The 16244-nt window shown below is 59.3% G+C and carries 14 protein-coding genes; 4 read left to right on the top strand and 10 right to left on the bottom strand.

Annotated features, from left to right (window positions below):
- Positions 1 to 104: 104 nt before the first annotated feature.
- Complete coding sequence (gene metE, locus VMV64_RS12930; RefSeq protein ID WP_325330966.1) at positions 105 to 2426, bottom strand: 5-methyltetrahydropteroyltriglutamate--homocysteine S-methyltransferase; 2322 nt, start codon at positions 2424 to 2426, stop codon at positions 105 to 107.
- An 89-nt stretch (positions 2427 to 2515) separates the two neighbouring features.
- Here metE and VMV64_RS12925 point away from each other — a divergent pair, with 89 nt between their 5' ends.
- Positions 2516 to 3445 carry a LysR family transcriptional regulator gene (locus tag VMV64_RS12925; protein WP_325330964.1) on the top strand — a complete coding sequence of 310 codons (930 nt, stop codon included), beginning with the start codon at positions 2516 to 2518 and terminating at the stop codon, positions 3443 to 3445.
- Between the two features lie 92 nt (positions 3446 to 3537).
- On the opposite strand, the gene pmbA is transcribed toward VMV64_RS12925, so the two are convergent.
- The gene (gene pmbA / locus VMV64_RS12920; protein WP_325331490.1) at positions 3538 to 4890 is read right to left on the bottom strand and encodes a metalloprotease PmbA; all 1353 of its coding nucleotides are present in this window, start codon (positions 4888 to 4890) and stop codon (positions 3538 to 3540) included.
- A gap of 329 nt (positions 4891 to 5219) precedes the next feature.
- Here pmbA and yjgA point away from each other — a divergent pair, with 329 nt between their 5' ends.
- Positions 5220 to 5759 carry a ribosome biogenesis factor YjgA gene (gene yjgA, locus VMV64_RS12915; protein WP_325330962.1) on the top strand — a complete coding sequence of 180 codons (540 nt, stop codon included), beginning with the start codon at positions 5220 to 5222 and terminating at the stop codon, positions 5757 to 5759.
- A 140-nt stretch (positions 5760 to 5899) separates the two neighbouring features.
- Positions 5900 to 6457, top strand: a complete 558-nt coding sequence (gene mog, locus VMV64_RS12910) for a molybdopterin adenylyltransferase (RefSeq protein ID WP_325330960.1) — start codon at positions 5900 to 5902, stop codon at positions 6455 to 6457.
- A 318-nt stretch (positions 6458 to 6775) separates the two neighbouring features.
- Here the strand turns inward: mog and VMV64_RS12905 are convergent, their stop codons facing one another.
- The 7 genes from VMV64_RS12905 to VMV64_RS12875 all read right to left on the bottom strand — a co-directional run bounded on the left by VMV64_RS12905 (position 6776) and on the right by VMV64_RS12875 (position 13065).
- Positions 6776 to 8896, bottom strand: coding sequence for an AMP-binding protein (locus VMV64_RS12905; protein WP_325330958.1), 2121 nt, complete (start codon positions 8894 to 8896; stop codon positions 6776 to 6778).
- Positions 8897 to 8986: 90 nt separating this feature from the next.
- On the bottom strand, positions 8987 to 9511 hold the full coding sequence (locus VMV64_RS12900) for a phosphotransferase (protein ID WP_325330956.1): 525 nt from the start codon (positions 9509 to 9511) through the stop codon (positions 8987 to 8989).
- A 36-nt stretch (positions 9512 to 9547) separates the two neighbouring features.
- Positions 9548 to 9778, bottom strand: a complete 231-nt coding sequence (gene chaB / locus VMV64_RS12895) for a putative cation transport regulator ChaB (RefSeq protein ID WP_325330953.1) — start codon at positions 9776 to 9778, stop codon at positions 9548 to 9550.
- 86 nt (positions 9779 to 9864) lie between these two features.
- Positions 9865 to 10620, bottom strand: coding sequence for an efflux RND transporter periplasmic adaptor subunit (locus VMV64_RS12890; RefSeq protein WP_325330951.1), 756 nt, complete (start codon positions 10618 to 10620; stop codon positions 9865 to 9867).
- A 163-nt stretch (positions 10621 to 10783) separates the two neighbouring features.
- On the bottom strand, positions 10784 to 12088 hold the full coding sequence (locus VMV64_RS12885; RefSeq protein ID WP_325330949.1) for a TolC family protein: 1305 nt from the start codon (positions 12086 to 12088) through the stop codon (positions 10784 to 10786).
- On the bottom strand, positions 12085 to 12597 hold the full coding sequence (locus VMV64_RS12880) for a thioredoxin family protein (protein WP_325330947.1): 513 nt from the start codon (positions 12595 to 12597) through the stop codon (positions 12085 to 12087). Before VMV64_RS12880 ends, VMV64_RS12885 begins: the two co-directional genes overlap by 4 nt.
- A 12-nt stretch (positions 12598 to 12609) precedes the next feature.
- Positions 12610 to 13065: a TlpA disulfide reductase family protein gene (locus VMV64_RS12875; RefSeq protein WP_325330945.1), complete on the bottom strand. Its 456-nt coding sequence runs from the start codon at positions 13063 to 13065 to the stop codon at positions 12610 to 12612.
- 298 nt (positions 13066 to 13363) lie between these two features.
- On the opposite strand from VMV64_RS12875, the gene VMV64_RS12870 reads away from it, so the two are divergent.
- Entirely contained in the window at positions 13364 to 14926 is a 1563-nt protein-coding gene (locus tag VMV64_RS12870; protein WP_325330943.1) for a hypothetical protein, read from the top strand.
- A 14-nt stretch (positions 14927 to 14940) separates the two neighbouring features.
- Here the strand turns inward: VMV64_RS12870 and VMV64_RS12865 are convergent, their stop codons facing one another.
- Entirely contained in the window at positions 14941 to 16155 is a 1215-nt protein-coding gene (locus VMV64_RS12865; protein ID WP_325330941.1) for a YihY family inner membrane protein, read from the bottom strand.
- Positions 16156 to 16244: the final 89 nt, after the last annotated feature.

Here is a 16244-nt window from a genome sequence, read left to right as displayed (position 1 = left end):
CACGGCTTCCTTTTGCTGAGTATTCGGATTTCCCGGCTGATGGAGCCATCAGATTAACCGCAGCATGGTTGATATGGGGACGGTCGCAGCGGCTTTGCGCCGGCTCAAGCAATGACGGCCCGCACCCTCCTTGCCGCCTCGACCATGTTGGCCAGAGCCGCTTCTGTTTCCTCCCAGCCACGGGTCTTGAGCCCGCAGTCCGGGTTGACCCAAAGGTTTCCCGCCGGAATGACGGCGGCTGCCTTTTCCAGCAACCGCACCATTTCGTCAACCGTGGGCACGCGCGGAGAGTGGATATCGTACACGCCCGGCCCGATCTCGTTGGGATAGTTGAAATCTCCGAAGCCTCGCAACAGTTCCATATCCGAGCGGCTGGTTTCGATGGTGATGACATCGGCGTCCATCGCCGCAATCTCCGGCAGGATGTCGTTGAATTCCGAGTAGCACATATGGGTGTGGATTTGCGTGTCGTCCGTAACACCCGATGCCGAAACACGGAAGACGCGAGTAGCCCAGGAGAGATATGCCTGCCACTGCGCGCGCCTCAAAGGCAGGCCCTCGCGGATGGCGGGCTCGTCGATCTGGATGATGCCGATGCCGGCCTTCTCCAGGTCCTCCACTTCGTCCCGGATGGCGAGCGCGATCTGCAGGGCAGTGTCGGCACGCGGCTGGTCATCGCGCACGAAGGACCATTGCAGAATGGTGACCGGCCCCGTGAGCATTCCCTTCATTGGCCTGGCGGTAAGGCCCTGGGCGTAGGCCGCCCATTCGACTGTCATGGCGGCAGGCCGCGACACGTCGCCGTAGATGATCGGCGGCTTGACGCAGCGGGAACCATAGGACTGCACCCAGCCGTTCCGGGTAAAGACGAAGCCGGCAAGCTGCTCGCCGAAATATTCCACCATGTCGTTACGCTCGGGCTCGCCGTGGACTAGCACGTCGAGGCCGAGTTCTTCCTGCTTTCTCACCGCAACGGCGATTTCCGCGTACATCCGGCTGCGGTATTCCTCTTCACCGATTTCTCCGCGTCTGAAGGCCGCGCGGGCGGCACGAATCTCCGCTGTCTGCGGGAAGGAGCCGATGGTGGTGGTGGGAAAGCGCGGCAAATTGAACCTCGCCCGCTGCACGGCCTGGCGCACAGCGAAAGACGAGGCACGCCGGTCGGCATCGGCGGGCAGGCCGGCGATGCGTTCGGCGACCCGGGGGTTGCTCACACGCGCGCTGGATCGCCGGGATATGAGCGCTGCGCGGGCGGCGGCAAGCTCCCCCACCACGGATGCCTCTCCCTCGTCCAGCACATGTTTCAGCATGGACAGCTCGCCAAGCTTCTCCACGGCGAAGGCGAGCCAAGACTTCAATTCCGCGTCCAGCCCGGCTTCCGCCTCCAGGCCCACCGGAACGTGCATGAGCGAACACGACGGCGCCAGCCAGAGGTTTTCGCCCCTTTTCTCATGCACTGGCCTTAGCACCGCCAGCGCGTAGTCCGGATCGGTACGCCAGACATTGCGCCCGCCCACGATGCCGACTGAGAGCACCTTGTGTGCGGGCAGCCAGTCCGCAGCCCCAATCAGCTCCTGCGGCGCACGCACGGCATCCACGTGCAAGCCTGCCACGGGAAGCTGACAGGCCATGCGCAGATTCTCCCCCAGCGCAGAAAAATAAGTGGCAAGCAGCAGTTTCGTACCGGTCGAGGCAAGGCGCCAATAGGCGCCCTCAAAAGCCTTCTTCCACGCGGCCGGCAGATCGAGGCCAAGGATGGGCTCATCCATTTGCACCCACTCGACACCGGAAGCCTTCAGCCGGACGAGAATTTCACAGTAGACCGGCAGCAGTTTTTCCAGCAGACCCAGACGGTCGAATTGGGTTGTCTTTTCCTTGCCCAGCCAGAGAAAAGTGAGCGGCCCCACCAAAACGGCCTTGACTGGATAACCTAGAGCCCTCGCTTCCGCTACCTCGTCAAACAGGCGTTCCGAGGCCAGATGGAAACCGGTATCGGACGTGAATTCCGGGACAAGGTAATGGTAGTTGGTGTCGAACCACTTGGTCATCTCCAGCGCGGGTTTTCCGACGACATCGGCGCCGTGGATCTGACCGCAGCCGCAAACGGGCACCTCCCCCGCCACCCCCCGCGCCATCGCAAAATAGCGCGCAAGTTCCGGTTCTCGCACGGTGAAGCCGAAGCGCGCCGGTTCGCAACCAAGCAGCTGGACATGGGCCGCCACGTGATCATAGAAGGCGAAATCACCCACCGTCACGAAGTCCAGTCCCGCCTCCCGTTGCAGCGCCCAATGCCGTGCCCGCAGTTCGCGGCCCACGGCCTCAAGGCCAGCGGCGGAAATCTCTCCGCGCCAGTGCTTCTCCAGCGCGAACTTCAGTTCCCGTTGCGCGCCCATGCGCGGGAATCCCAGGGTGTGGGTGGTGGTCATGGCGATCTCCTGATGCAAATTCAGCCATAATCCGGGTTTATCATGTATGATACAAACGCATGTTTATCACTTTATTATGATTATAATTCATGATTGAGCTACGCCACCTGAAAGCCATCGTTGCACTGGAGGACACGGGCAGCGTAACCCGTGCCGCCGCCAGGGTTCATTTGACGCAATCCGCCCTGTCCCATCAACTTGCGGCGCTGGAGGATTATTTGGAGACTCCGCTTTTCGAGCGCCAGCAACGGCCGCTGAAACTGACTGAAGCCGGCAAGGCGCTTCTGGCGCTTGCCAGGCAGATGCTGCCGGAGGTGGAGGCGGCGCGCCGGACGATAGCCCGCATGAAAGCCGCGCCACCCACGCGCGAACTGCGCATCGCGGTGGAATGCCATACCTGCTATGACTGGCTGATGCCCGCCATGGACGCCTACCGTGAGCGCCATCCAGAGGTGGAACTGGACCTGGTGCCGGGCTTTCACACCGAACCGCTAGCCCTGTTGACCGAGCACCAGGCCGACATGGTGATCATTTCGGAAGCGAAGCGCCAGGCAGGGATCGCCTACCACCCCCTGTTCGCCTACGAGATGGTGGGGCTCACAGCTCGCGGCCATGCTCTGGCCGCACGGGCTTCTCTCACGGCGCGCGACTTCGGGCAGGAAACGCTGATCACTTACCCCGTGCCGGACCGGATGCTGGACTTGGTGCGGCGGGTTCTAAAACCCGCCGGGGTGAACCCGCCCCGGCGCACGGCGGAGCTGACCGTGGCCATTCTGCAACTGGTGGCTTCCGGACGCGGCATCGCAGCCCTGCCGCGCTGGGCAGTACAAACTTATTTGGAACGTGGCTATGTCGCGGCGCGGCCCATCGGCCCCAGGGGATTGTGGGGGCGGCTCTATGCCGCAACGCGCTCCGCCGAGAAGGAAACCCACGCCGAGTTCACGGCATTACTGCCAGAGACGGTGTTTGCGACGTTGCACGGCGTGAAACCCATTGCCGAATCAGCCAGGGGCCGGTAAGCAATTCCCGGCAGCCGTGACATCCGTCTTCATGAGCGCTATCGGCTTATCTTCAACAAGGCAGCAATGACGAAATCTGCTGAAATAGGCTCTTATTCGCCCGCGACGGTCATTTTCTCAATCAATATCGAACCGCACTGCTTCGAGCCTTGGATCAGGATGTCGCTGCCGACCGCCGCAATCTGCCGGAACATGTCCTTAAGGTTGCCGGCAATGGTGATTTCCTCGACGGGAAACTGAATTTCGCCGTTTTCCACCCAATAACCGGCGGCGCCGCGGGAATAATCCCCGGTCACCGGGTTGATGCCGTGGCCGAGCAGTTCCGTCACCACCAGGCCCTTATCCATCATTTTCAGCAGACCGGCAAAATCCTGGCCGCTGCTCTCGATAATCAGGTTATGGTTGCCGCCGGCATTGCCTGTGGAGGCCATGCCCAATTTGCGCGCCGAATAGCTGCCGAGAAAATAACCTTGCAGCACGCCGTCCTTGACCAAGTCGCGTGCGTGGGTGGCGACGCCTTCACTATCGAAGGGGCTGCTCGCCAGCCCCTTGGGGATGTGCGGCAGTTCGCGGATCTGGACGAACGGAGCAAAAATTTGCTGGCCCAGGCTGTCGAGCAGGAAAGAGGATTTGCGGTACAGACTGCTGCCGCTGACAGCGCCGACCAGATGTCCAATCAGGCCGGAAGCAATCGGCGCCTCGAACAGCACCGGGCACTCGGTGGTCTTGATCTTGCGCGCGCCGAGGCGGCGCACGGTACGCTCGCCGGCCTTGCGGCCAACCGCTTCGGCGCTTTCCAGGTCGGAGGCATCGCGCCGCGAGCTGTACCAGTAATCGCGCTGCATTCCTCCATCTTCGGCGATCACCGCACAACTGATATCGTGGCGCGAGGAAGGATAGCCGCTGAGGAAGCCCAGGCTGTTGCCGTACATGAACAGCGATTCCTGGGTGGAGACCGAGGCGCCCTCGGAATTGTCGATCCGCTTGTCCACCGCGAACGCCGCAGCCTCGCAGTTTTTTGCCAGTTCGATCGCCTGTTCCACCGACAAATCCCACGGGTGGTACAGGCTGAGATCGGGGATCTCCCTGGCCAGCAGGTTCTCGTCGGCGAGCCCGGCGAATTCGTCGCTGGCGGTGTATCTGGCAATGCTCACCGCCGCCGCGACGGTATCCTTGATCGCCTGGGGCGACAGGTCCGAAGTGCTGGCATGGCCGCGCTTATGGCCGAAATAGACGGTGACACCCAGGCCCTTGTCGCGGTTGTACTCAATGGTTTCGACCTCGCCGCGGCGCACCGAGACGTTCTGGCCGAAGCCTTGCGACACTTCCGCCTCGCAGGCCGTAGCACCGGCCAGTTTCGACTGGTTCAGAATGTCGCGAGTGATCTGACTTAGCGTTTCAATAGAGTGGGAAAAACGGGAATCTGGCACATGCACCTCAAAAATTTCAGCAAACGGTTTGCCCCACAAGGGGACTCCGACTTTCTATCCGCTGAAACGACCAGCGGATGAAAGGTCGTATGCCGAAGGCCGTTGGGAAAAGGAGTTAATAAAAAGCATTTTAACCGCAGAGGACGCGGAGGACGCAGAGGAATTCAAAAACTTCATGACGTACCCATGTAGCTCCCCAGATAAAGAGCTCTTCACAAGGCTCCAGCCTCTTGGTTTCCTCCGCGTCCTCCGCGTCCTCCGCGTCCTCCGCGTCCTCTGCGTCCTCTGCGGTGGAATGACGTTTTTAAGGTTATCATATCAACTTTGATTCCATTTGCGAAACCATGACGGATACAGAAGACAACGCGGCGGACGACTTACCGGAAACCCCGAGCAAAACCAAGCGCAAGCAAGAAATGCACGCATTGCAGGATATCGGCGAGGAGCTGGTGGGGCTGAACAAGGATCGGCTGGCACAGTTGAATCTACCCGATAACCTGCTGGATGCCATCATTGAAGCCAAGCGCCTGACCCGCCACGAAGCGCGCCGCCGCCAGATGCAATACCTCGGCAAATTGATGCGCACGGTGGATGCGGAACCGATCCAGGCCAAGCTGGACGAGTGGAACAATGTCACACGCGTCCAGGCGGCCAAATTCCACTCGCTGGAGCGCTGGCGTGAGCGCCTGCTAACGGAAGAGCAAGCCTTGAGCGACCTGGTGGTGGAATATGCGCGGGCCGACATCCAGCAGATCCGCACCCTGATCCGCAATGCGCAGAAAGAGGCCGCAGCCGGCAAGCCGCCAAAGAGCAGCCGCGCCCTGTTCAAGCTGCTGCGTGAAATGATCCTCGAAGAAAAAGAAACCGAACCGGAGGAAGGGTGACTCTAAAAATTCAGAGTTCGCCCAAATGCAAGGCGCGGAAAAAATTTCGCAGCGCGGCATATGGTTGATATGTAAGCAAGAAATTTTTTCCGTAACGCAGCAGTTGGGATGAAATCTGGGTTTTTAGAGGTGCCCGCAACATGAATAGCGAACAGCAAGTTTTGATCGGTCTGGTCACCATCAGCGACCGCGCCGCACAGGGCGTTTACGAAGACCAGGGCATCCCGGCGCTCAACGACTGGCTCGGCAACGCGCTGGCCACGCCGTGGCGTGCCGTTACCCGCCTGATCCCGGACGAGCAGGCGCAAATCGAAGCCACGCTGCGTCAGCTGGCGGATGAAGAAGGCTGTTGCCTGGTGCTCACCACTGGCGGCACCGGTCCGGCGCCGCGCGATGTCACACCGGAGGCGACGCTGGCTGTGGCGGACAAGGTGCTACCCGGCTTCGGCGAGCAAATGCGCGCCGTCAGCCTGAAGTATGTGCCCACCGCCATTCTCTCCCGCCAGGTCGGCGTCATCCGCAAGCAATGCCTGATCATCAACCTGCCCGGTCAACCCAAGGCGATCAAGGAAACCCTCGACGGCGTGTTTGCTGCAGTGCCTTACTGCATCGACCTGATCGGCGGGCCTTACCTGGAAACCCGGGAAGAAGCGATCAAGGCATTCCGCCCCAAGTCCGCCATCCGGGCAAAAGAATAGCCGAGGCTGACAAATCCAGGCCCACCATTCACTCCGGCCTTCCCGACCATCAGTTCGACCATGCGCTTGCTGATGGCAAAGCCGATACCGCTTCCCCCGATTTCACCAAACTGCGCTTTCGCTACGCTCAGCTCGCGTAAGGCGTAATGTGGGTGCCAATAAGCGAAGCGCATTGCACCGGATGTTTTGCGAGTTGGGCGACAAGTCGCCCATCCCTGCGAACCCCATTTCATTCGGCGCAATAACGATTGCGCCTACGCGGGCTGTCCCCTATTGGTCTTCTCCATCAACTCGTGGACTCGGCGATCCGCGCTCCGGTCAAATCATCTTATCCAGTTCGCGATAGTTCACCTTGCCGGTGCCGAGCTTGGGAATCTCGTGGATGAACTTCACTTCGCGCGGGACGGCGATGTTAGGCAAACCTTTCGCTTTGATCGCGGCGCGTACCTCGTCGAGCGTCAGCTTCGCTTCATTGGAAATCGCGATGAGTTTCTCGCCTTTATCTTCGTCAGGGCGAGAAACCACCGCTGCCTGGCAACGCAATCCGTAATGCGGAAATGCCCCGGCCAGCGCGTCTTCGACCGCAGTGAGGCTCACCATTTCACCGCTGATTTTGGCGAAGCGCTTCAGCCGGCCTTGAATGAACACATAGCCTTCTTGATCCACGCGTACGATATCGCCAGTGTCGTACCAGCCGCCGAGCGATTGGAACTTCGCGTTCGCGTCCGCGTTGAGATAGCCCTTCATCACGTTGGGACCGCGCACGAATAAGCGCCCGCCTTCCGCGACGCCTTCGACGCGTTCGAGTTTATATTCCATGCCCGGCATGAGCCGCCCCGCCGAGCCATACTTTGCTTGCAGCGGCGTGTTCCCGCTCACGCACGCAGCGCACTCGGTCGCGCCGTAGCCTTCGAGGACGCGTACACCGAAACGTTGTGCCCACGTCGTTGCGGTCGTTTCCTGCAACTTCTCCGCCGCGGCGAACATGTAGCGCAGGCTGCGAAAGTCATAAGGGTTGGCCTTGCGCGCGTAACCGTTCAGGGATGTGTTGGTGCCAAGCATGATGGTGCAATCTGTGTCGTAAAACACCGTTGGCACCACGCGGTAGTGCAACGGCGATGGATAAATGAACACGGACATCCCGCGCACGAGCGGCAGCAACGTTCCGACCGTTAGCGCGAAGCTGTGGAAGAGTGGCATGGCGTTGAATATCCGGTCGTTGTCCGTGAGGTCGGTCACGGCGAGCATCTGTCGTACGTTCGCGAGAATGTTGCGGTGCGTCAGCTCAACGCCTTTCGGCACGCCTTCGGAACCGCTCGTGAACAAAACGATGGCGGCTGAATTTGTGTCCACCCGCGCACACGGCAGTCCGGCCGAAAAAGTTTGCTTCAATAACGCGCGCAGTTTTGCGCTGCCGGAGATTCGCGCGCGAATGTCTTCGAGATAAACGAAGTCAATGCCTGCTTCGCTTAAAGCGCTCACGTCGAGCTTCGCGCGCTCGAGAAACGCGCGTGACGTGATGATTTGCTTCACAGCTGCGAGTTGCGCGCACGAAAGCATGATCGCCGGCCCTGTGGAGTAGTTAAAGATCGCCGCCTCCTTGTCGAGCGTCCACAGACTCAGCAACACGACCGGCGTGGCGTTCACGTTCGGCAGCAAGACGCCCACCCTCTTCACGTCTCTCGACAACGCGTTGTCGAGTTGTCGGGCCATCAAGTCCGCGCTCACGAGCAGTTTCTTGTAAGTGAGCGCCGCATTCACGTCCTGCAACACGACGTGTCCCGGAAAACGCGTGGCGGGCTCGACCACAGCTTCGGCCAGTGTTTGCGGGCCGAACTGCATCTCGATTTCGAACTGCTGCCGCACCATCTGATCGCGCAGCCAGTTTGTGAACAGCGCGCGCGCTTGCGAGGTGCTGAGGTGCTCGACAGGCGGCGCGATAAGCGCATCGCTGAAGTGCGCGGTGATGCGCGGGAAGCATTTCTTCCGATTGGGATTCGGCGACGCGGGCAGACGGTGCGCACCGCGCAAGTAGCAAGTGATGACCTTCGCGCCCGTCTTGTGCAGGAGAAACCCGGTGCCGTCGAACAGTTTCATCAGCGTGCCGGTGCGGGAAAGCCGTCCTTCAGGGAAGAGCGTGAGCCGGCCGCCTTTCGCCAAAAATTCCGCCATGTGTTTCACGGCGTAAGGCGAATCGGTGTCGATCGGGAACGTGCGGCGGTTGATCATGATCTTGCGGTGCAGCCACGACGTGTGCGCCGTACGCTCGGAGACGACGCACTTCCAATCCTTATCTGTACAGACGAGCAGGAACAACCAATCGAGCCACGACACGTGATTGGGGAGCAACAGCACCGGTCCCGGCGTCTTCAACACTTCCTCGTTGTAGGCGCGGAAGCCGAACAGCAGCCGAAGCAAAAAGCGCAGCAGTGTTTTCATTTTTCAATCAAGGGTGAACAGGGATTAACACGGATGCACCTGCGAGGCGATATGGGAAGTCTTGGCCCGTGATTGAAAGAAGCGATGGCCCTAGCAGCCTGTCGGACTTGAAGAATCGAAGCGAAAATTCGGCTGGGCGAGGTCTGGTCGATTGGCTGCATGGAGGTCCATGACCAGAAACGCGACTTCGTTCATCACATCGATCCAGCGCAAGTCCGGGTTGAATTCGATGCAATCGAAAGCCCGCGGCTCACCGTCCAGGAGCACGATGTTCCCCAAGTGAAGATCGCCGTGGCATTCGCGCACCCGGCCTTCGCGTTTGCGCTGTGCAAACACATTGCACAGGCGCATGTGCTCCTGCCGCGTCCATGTTTCGATGTCGTCCAGAACCTGCAGATGCACCGCATGGTTCGGAACAGCACGGATCTGGCTGAAGTTCTGTGCGACAGAGGCCAGTATCGCCTCTGGCGTCCCATAGTCATCGCTCTCCCGGGAACGGTGCGAGCGGGGGTGAAACTCCGCCACCAGTGCGGCCAGCGCGTCCATATGGCGCGACGGCAACTCGCCCCGGGCAAGCACCCTGTCGGCCAGTGCCTCCTGCGGAAACTCGATCATCTTGACCGCATACTCGATGGCCCGCCCGTCCTCTCATTAGCTCTTAGGGTGCCACTTACCATCGGTACCCTTTTCATACTTATTTTTTACCGCGCTCCAAGCAACGCGGTGCGCCACTTCTTCCCGGCCGGCGTCATCCCGACGATCTTCGGGGTTTTTGTATTCTTCCCATGCACTATTAAAAGCTTCTTTATAAATATCTTGGGCATGATTTGGTAACACATTCTTCACGCTGTCAGGTAATTCATCTATATGCTGATATGGCATGTTAAATCCTCCTTACAAAAATCAACGCAAAAATAAATAGGGTCGTACTCGATTGATCCTGCACTACAAGAAGCGAAGGCTGCCCCCTAAGGCAGCCTGACAGTCGCCGCCATTCCGGCGCGCAGCAACTCCTTCACCGCAAACACCGCATCCGCCTCGTAGGCCGCCCCGTCTTTGTCCTTGACTGGCTCCAAGCCGAGGTTTTTAAGCGTGGCCGGGTAGTCCTGCTTGCCCACAACCACCGTCACTGCCTGTCCGACCTTGAGGCTGCCGATACGGTCGGCGGACACCTTGAAGCGCGCCGCCATCTCCCCCACCTTCGCCAGTACCAGCAAGGGCTGGGGCTGAAGCCCGACCGCCACATGCTGCCCCGGCTCGGCCAAGCGCGCCACCACCACCGCATCGAAGGGGGCGCGCAACGCGCTATCCGTCAGATCCTGGCGTTCCCGCGCAAGCCGTGCCTGGGCGCCGTCCAGTTGGGCCTTGGCGCGGGATTGACGCAACTTGGCCTGATCCAGCTCGGAGGTAGAAATCACGGTCCGGTCGTAGAGCTCCTGGGTACGCACCAGTTCGCGCTGGGCCTCCGCCGTTTCCTCCGTAAAGCGGACGACTGCGGCTCGGCTCTCAGCTACCCGCGCCTGATAAGGCGCAGCGTCCAAGATCAGGAGCGACTGCCCTTTCCGCACCCGATCGCCGGCATTCACCCCAACCTCACGCACAATGCCGGATACTCGCGGAGATAACTCCACCCGTTGCGACCACTGCAACGTCGCAGGAAAACTCTCCGCCCAAGCGGCGCTAGCCGCAGCCCACAGCATGCCCGCCAAAATCCATTTCGTCATTTCGTTCGCCCTTCATCCTACAAAAAGCTGTTGAACCGCAAAGGACGCAAGGGACGCAAAGGAATTCAAGGACTTGAACAACTTAATCTGCTTACCAGATAGGTGATGCAGAATAATACATTAGCTCGTTGTTTTACCTTGCGAACCTTAGCGTCCTTTGCGGTTAATCGCTGTTTTTAGGTTCATCCTTACCCTTACTTTCCAGCGGCTTGCCCAGCAGCGCCTTGATCCGCGCGAACGCCAGCGCCAGCTGGTACTCTGTTCGACGCTCGCGCAGCTTCGCCTCCATCGTCGCCGCCATGGCATCCCCCAGGTTGGTTTTCAGTTCCACTTCATATTGCCCGCGCGCCTTTTCCAGCGCCAGATCACGATATTCGACCTGCTTCCGGGCTGCCGCGCGCACGCTGCGCTGCAACTGATCGACCTCAGCCCACACTTCCAGAAGCGCCTCGGCCAGATCCATCCCGAGTTTGTCGGCCTCGGCCTGGAGCTTGTGAAACTGGGCCTGTTCCCGCGCCAATTGCGCCGACACGCGCCGACCCTGATACACCGGCCAGGTCAGCACCACGCCGGCGCGCAGGTTGTCGCGGGTAGTCGTTTCCCGGCTGTAGCCCGCCGCTTCGACCTCGGCATCCAGCATCGGGGAGTTCTCGGCGCGCAAGGCTTCCATGCGCTGCCGCGAGGCTTCGAGCAGGGCGAATTGGGTACGTAGCCGGGGGTTGTATTCCCGCATTACGGGCAGCAGGATCTCGTAATCCGGCAGGGAAAGGTTGTTGGCGGCAAGCTTCGGGTCTTCCAGTTCAACTGCAAGCTGTCCGGGCTGGTTCATGGCATTTGCCAGCTGCGCCCGGGCGAAACGGGCGCGAACCTGGCTGGCGTTGCGCCGGACCAGAATATCCTGGTAGCGGGACTCCAGTTCCGCCAGTTCCGTGGCGGATATCTGGCCGACCTTGAGGCGATCCCTGGCATTATCGGCATTGACATAGGCCACCGCCATATATTCATTATCGGCAATAAACTGCATGTCCGCCGCCAGAACGTTGAAGAACCGGGCCATCACTTCGATGCTGCGCCTCTCGCGCGCTTCCAGCAGGCCGGCTTCACGTGCATCCACTGTCGACTTGGCGGCCTGCTCGTACAAGGCGGTACGGCCAAAATCGTACAGGCTCTTGCGTGCGCTCAGCCGAAGGGAATTGTCGGAAAGGCTGGCATCCGGGCCGAAGGAAGGGTGTGCGTGACGCAGGCCGGCTTCGACATTGACGGAAAGATCGCTGCGCGAGGCTGCCGCCTCCTGTTCGGCCAGAGCGGCTGACCGGTCGGCCTCGGCCAGCCGCAGGTCGGGATGGGCAACTTCCGCCGCCGCCAACGCCTCGTTGAGCGTGAGCCGCTTGCCGGCAGGCGCGGACCAGCCATGCGGTATCAGCCAGACCATCAAGACCAGCGCGATCCCGATGCGGGAAAAAATCATTTCGCGGCTTGCTGCTTGTACTTGGCAAACGGCATGGTTTTCCAGAACCCCTCTGCCACGTAGCGTCCCAGTAGCATGAACTCATTCACGTCCTTGGATGCCCCAGTGAAACGGGTCATCGGTTTGCCGTCAAGATCGTAAAAACCGAACACCGGGGTGGCACGCACACGCTGCTCGGCGGCAAATTTCTTCTCGGTGGTTTCCTTGCCGGAAAAGTCCACCAGGGGGTTGTCGCCATTGATGTCGACGCTGAAGATGAGGAAGTGCTTGCGGTAATAATCCTGGACTTCGGACTGGTTGAGGATGGTTTCCTTCATGCGGTGGCAGAAGGGGCAATCCTCCAGCTCATACATCAGCAGGATGCCGATTTTTCCCTCTTTGCGCGCGGTCGCAAGTTCGGTCTTGAAGTCACCCAGATTCTGGTCAAAAAAGGTCTGAACGTCACGAGTTTCAGCCACTCCCGGTCCAGCAAAAAAAAACAGCAATACGACGAGTAACCATTTCAACATGAACGCCTCCGTTTACTTCTTTGTCCCAATGTAGCTTTCAACCGTCTTTTTCGTCAACGCACCCACGTTGTACGCCACGACCTTGCCTTGCGGATTAAACATGTAGGTCATCGGCAGTCCTTCCACCCGACCGATCTGCGCCACGATGCCATCATTACCCAGCACGACCGGATAGGAAATCCGGTGATCCCTGGCGAAATCGTTGACCAGCTTCGGGTTGTTATAATCCGTGACGATACTGATCACCACCAGGTCTTTGTCCTTGTGCGCGTCGTGTAGTGCGATCAGGTCGGGAATCTCTTTCAGGCAGGGTGGACACCAGGTCGCCCAGTAATTGACCAGCACCCACTTGCCGCGGTAGTCGGCCAAATTATGCTGCTTGCCGACGATATCCCTGAACGAAAAATCAGCCGCAGCCACAGCCGAGCTGAAAATCGCCAGGCAGAGTCCAAAAAAAACACGCGTCATTGATGCAACCCTTTCCATAAGGCTTTGCGCTCTTCTCTGCGCCACAGGGCGTCATCAAACAGCCATTCCAACCGTTACATTACTCGAATTCCTCCAAAATAAAACGGTTAATGCGCGCTGGGACACCTGCCGCGGCAGAATGAGCCACGGCCATTACCCTCATCGCGGATTGCCCCACCCCGCTTCGTCCGCATCTACTCTTGATGTATGATTCCTGAGTATTGGATTTATTTTACAAAATATCCGATTGTTTCTAGAATTTACCGGATAAAAAACATTCTTGCCAGGGGATACCTCCATGTCGCTAACGCTGACCGTACCCGCACCCGATCCGGTCGAAGACCTGACCGTGGAAAAACGCCCGAAACATCTGAAAGAATGGCTGGACGACCTGCCCCTCACCAACCTTACCGATGTTTGCCGCACCCTGGACGATGAAATCGGCGCACTGAATCGACAAAAAGTCGCCCTGGAAAAGCGCCTGAAATTGCTCGAATTATATCGCAGCGTCATTCTTAAACTGCTGCCCGCCATGGAAGAGCAGTATGTTGCCACCCGTCTGCCGCAACCGGGAAAGAACCGACAAATGGCCGAACAGGCGCGCCAACTCCTGATGGAACTCGCCAACGGCTATAAGATCATCTTGCTCGATTACCAGAACGCACGCATTACCCTAGGCAAGGGAAAAATTGCGGTGACTGCGGCGCAGCGCGCCATATCCGCCTTGAGCCGGATCCTGATGATCTGCTACCAGACCTATGCCCCCGCTCCCTCCGGCATCTGGTTCGAGATCCACCAGATTTTCCGCTTCGCCATCGAGCAGGATAGCGCCAACGAAACCGTTTCCGACGAGGAATGCGAAAGCAGCGTCAATCTGGTTTACAAGCAAACCCTGTTGCTCGCACTGTCGAATCCTTACCAACTGAGTCCCGGCGAAGTCGCATGCATCCAGAACTACCTGGCGGTGTTCGGTGGTCTCGCACAACTTCAGGCATTCGCACAAACCGGCAATCCGATCGGTTTGTTTCTGGCGCAGACTCACAGCGACAAGCCTCCCAAGCCCTTGCCCCAGGATCTGGATGAAGAAGTGGACAACCGTAGCGACATCCAGCTCAACACGCTGGAATTGGCACAGGCGCTACATCACCACATAGAAAGACTGAACGCAGGGGAATTGCCGAAAAACTTGCGTCTGCCCGATGTCGCCAGGGAAGCCAACTACCGGAACCTGCTAAAACGTTTGCTCAAGAGCTGGTCAGCGGCGCCGAAACGGGTGTTCAACCGGACCCGGAACATCTCCAGCACCCAGGTCTGCATCGGTTTGCCGTCCCTCCATCATTTCCTGGGTGGGCGCGAACCCGGAGAAAGCACCGATCTTTCGTTTGTCCAGCCGGCCGAGGATCGGCGCTTCATCTCGGGCAAGTGGCTGGTCATCAATGAAAGTGCTGGCGGCCTTGCATTGAGCGGGGCTTTCGAGACCCTGCCCCAGATTCGCCCTGGCGACGTGATCGGGTTAAAAGCGGATGGAGCGAACAAATGGCATGTCGGCGCCGTGCGCTGGGTGAAAAGCGGCAAGGCCGACCATCTTGAAATCGGCGCGCAGCTTGTCGCCCCCAAGGCCGATCCAGCCAGAATCAAACCTTCCATTGCCGGTCCGGCGGAAACTTTCCAGGCCGCCCTGCTGCTGCCGGAAATCCTCCTGCTCAAGCAGCCGGAAACCCTGATCGCACCACGCGGAACCTTCGGCCCGCAACGCGAGCTGCTGCTCGAGCTCGATGGCAACACGACCCAGGCCGTCCGCGCCGTCAAGCTGGTGGAACAAACAGCGGGCTACGAAAGGTTCGAGTTCAGCCGGGGTTGAGCATCCCGCCCCGCTCAGCCTGGGCTGAACAATTCTTTCAAGGACAGGCTCAATGCCTCGTCCAGCTTGGCCGTCAGGCCAGTCAGCAGGACAGCTGCGCGCGTACCTGCAACGCCCGGAGCCGGACGGCCCTGGTCCGGATCGAACACGAAAACGCGGTAAACATCGGCGAGCCGGATCGCCTCCGCACTTCGGGTCAGGGTCCAGCCGCCGCCCTCCACGCTGCCCACCCAGTTCACCTCGTTCAGCCGGTCGAGGATATCCTCGATATCTTCCAGCCCCAAATCCGATTCGCGCAGCAGGCGCTGCAGGCTGAGTGTTTCACCGGCCCGATGCGCCTGGTAAATCGCCTTGAGAACGGCCAGCGCGGCGAAAAACCCCCGTCCGGCAACTTCCTCGCCACGATGCATGGAGGTGTTCCAATAAGGAAGCGCAGCGGCGATCACCGCACCGGACAGCACCACCAGCCAGGACAGATAAATCCAGATCAGGAAAAGCGGAACACTGGCGAACGCGCCGTACACCAGGGTATAGGTGGAAAAGTGAGTGACATAAAGTGCAAACACCTTCTTCATCAACTCGAAGGCAATCCCCGCCGCCATCCCGCCGACCAGGGCATGAAGCGGTAAAACAGGGCGGCTGGGGACAATCCTGTAGAGCAGCGCGAAGGCAAAGATGGTCAGCGCCACCGGCACAATCTTCAGGGTCACCATGCCGACTGCGGGTACGCCTTTCGCCAGCTCGAGAGGAAAGCTTACCAGGTAGGAAGTCAGGGACAGGCTGACCCCGATCAGCAGCGGTCCGAGCGTCAGCGCCGCCCAGTAGATCAGGAAGCGACGCAGCAGCGGGCGCTTCCGGCGCACACGCCAAATCACATCGAAGGCGTGATCGATAGTCAGCATCAACACGAACGCGGTCACTGCCAGCAACCCGATGCCCAGCGCCGTCAAGTGCGCCGCCTTCTGAGCGAATTGCTGCATGTACACCGAGATGATCTTGCCCGCCGAGATCGGCACGAAGTTGCCCAGGATGAACACCTTGAGCTGGGTCATCAGGTCAGTAAATACTGGGAAAGCGGACAATACCGTCAGCGCGATGGTGACAATCGGTACCAGTGCCAGCAGCGTGGTGTAGGTCAGGCTCGCGGCGAACTGGGCACAGCGATCTTCCTTGAAGCGTCGCCGCACCAGGAGCAGAAACGGCATAACGCGAGAAAAGTTATTGACCATGAATTACGTTATTATCCTTAAAACGACAATTAACCACGAATGACACGAATATTCATGAATAAACACGAATAGTTAGAGAAAATCATCGT

The sequence above is a fragment of the Sulfuricella sp. genome (assembly GCF_035531155.1).
Classification (GTDB): Bacteria; Pseudomonadota; Gammaproteobacteria; order Burkholderiales; family Sulfuricellaceae; genus Sulfuricella.
Note: the sequence above shows the minus strand (reverse complement) of the source record. Positions and strands in the feature narration are given on the sequence as shown.

Coding starts and splice junctions, on each gene's coding strand:
- metE (WP_325330966.1), bottom strand. CDS start 2,426: ATGACCACCACCCACACCCTGGGATTCCCGCGCATGGGCGCGCAACGG.
- VMV64_RS12925 (WP_325330964.1), top strand. CDS start 2,516: ATGATTGAGCTACGCCACCTGAAAGCCATCGTTGCACTGGAGGACACG.
- yjgA (WP_325330962.1), top strand. CDS start 5,220: ATGACGGATACAGAAGACAACGCGGCGGACGACTTACCGGAAACCCCG.
- mog (WP_325330960.1), top strand. CDS start 5,900: ATGAATAGCGAACAGCAAGTTTTGATCGGTCTGGTCACCATCAGCGAC.
- VMV64_RS12905 (WP_325330958.1), bottom strand. CDS start 8,896: ATGAAAACACTGCTGCGCTTTTTGCTTCGGCTGCTGTTCGGCTTCCGC.
- VMV64_RS12900 (WP_325330956.1), bottom strand. CDS start 9,511: ATGATCGAGTTTCCGCAGGAGGCACTGGCCGACAGGGTGCTTGCCCGG.
- chaB (WP_325330953.1), bottom strand. CDS start 9,778: ATGCCATATCAGCATATAGATGAATTACCTGACAGCGTGAAGAATGTG.
- VMV64_RS12890 (WP_325330951.1), bottom strand. CDS start 10,620: ATGACGAAATGGATTTTGGCGGGCATGCTGTGGGCTGCGGCTAGCGCC.
- VMV64_RS12885 (WP_325330949.1), bottom strand. CDS start 12,088: ATGATTTTTTCCCGCATCGGGATCGCGCTGGTCTTGATGGTCTGGCTG.
- VMV64_RS12880 (WP_325330947.1), bottom strand. CDS start 12,597: ATGTTGAAATGGTTACTCGTCGTATTGCTGTTTTTTTTTGCTGGACCG.
- VMV64_RS12875 (WP_325330945.1), bottom strand. CDS start 13,065: ATGACGCGTGTTTTTTTTGGACTCTGCCTGGCGATTTTCAGCTCGGCT.
- VMV64_RS12870 (WP_325330943.1), top strand. CDS start 13,364: ATGTCGCTAACGCTGACCGTACCCGCACCCGATCCGGTCGAAGACCTG.
- VMV64_RS12865 (WP_325330941.1), bottom strand. CDS start 16,155: ATGGTCAATAACTTTTCTCGCGTTATGCCGTTTCTGCTCCTGGTGCGG.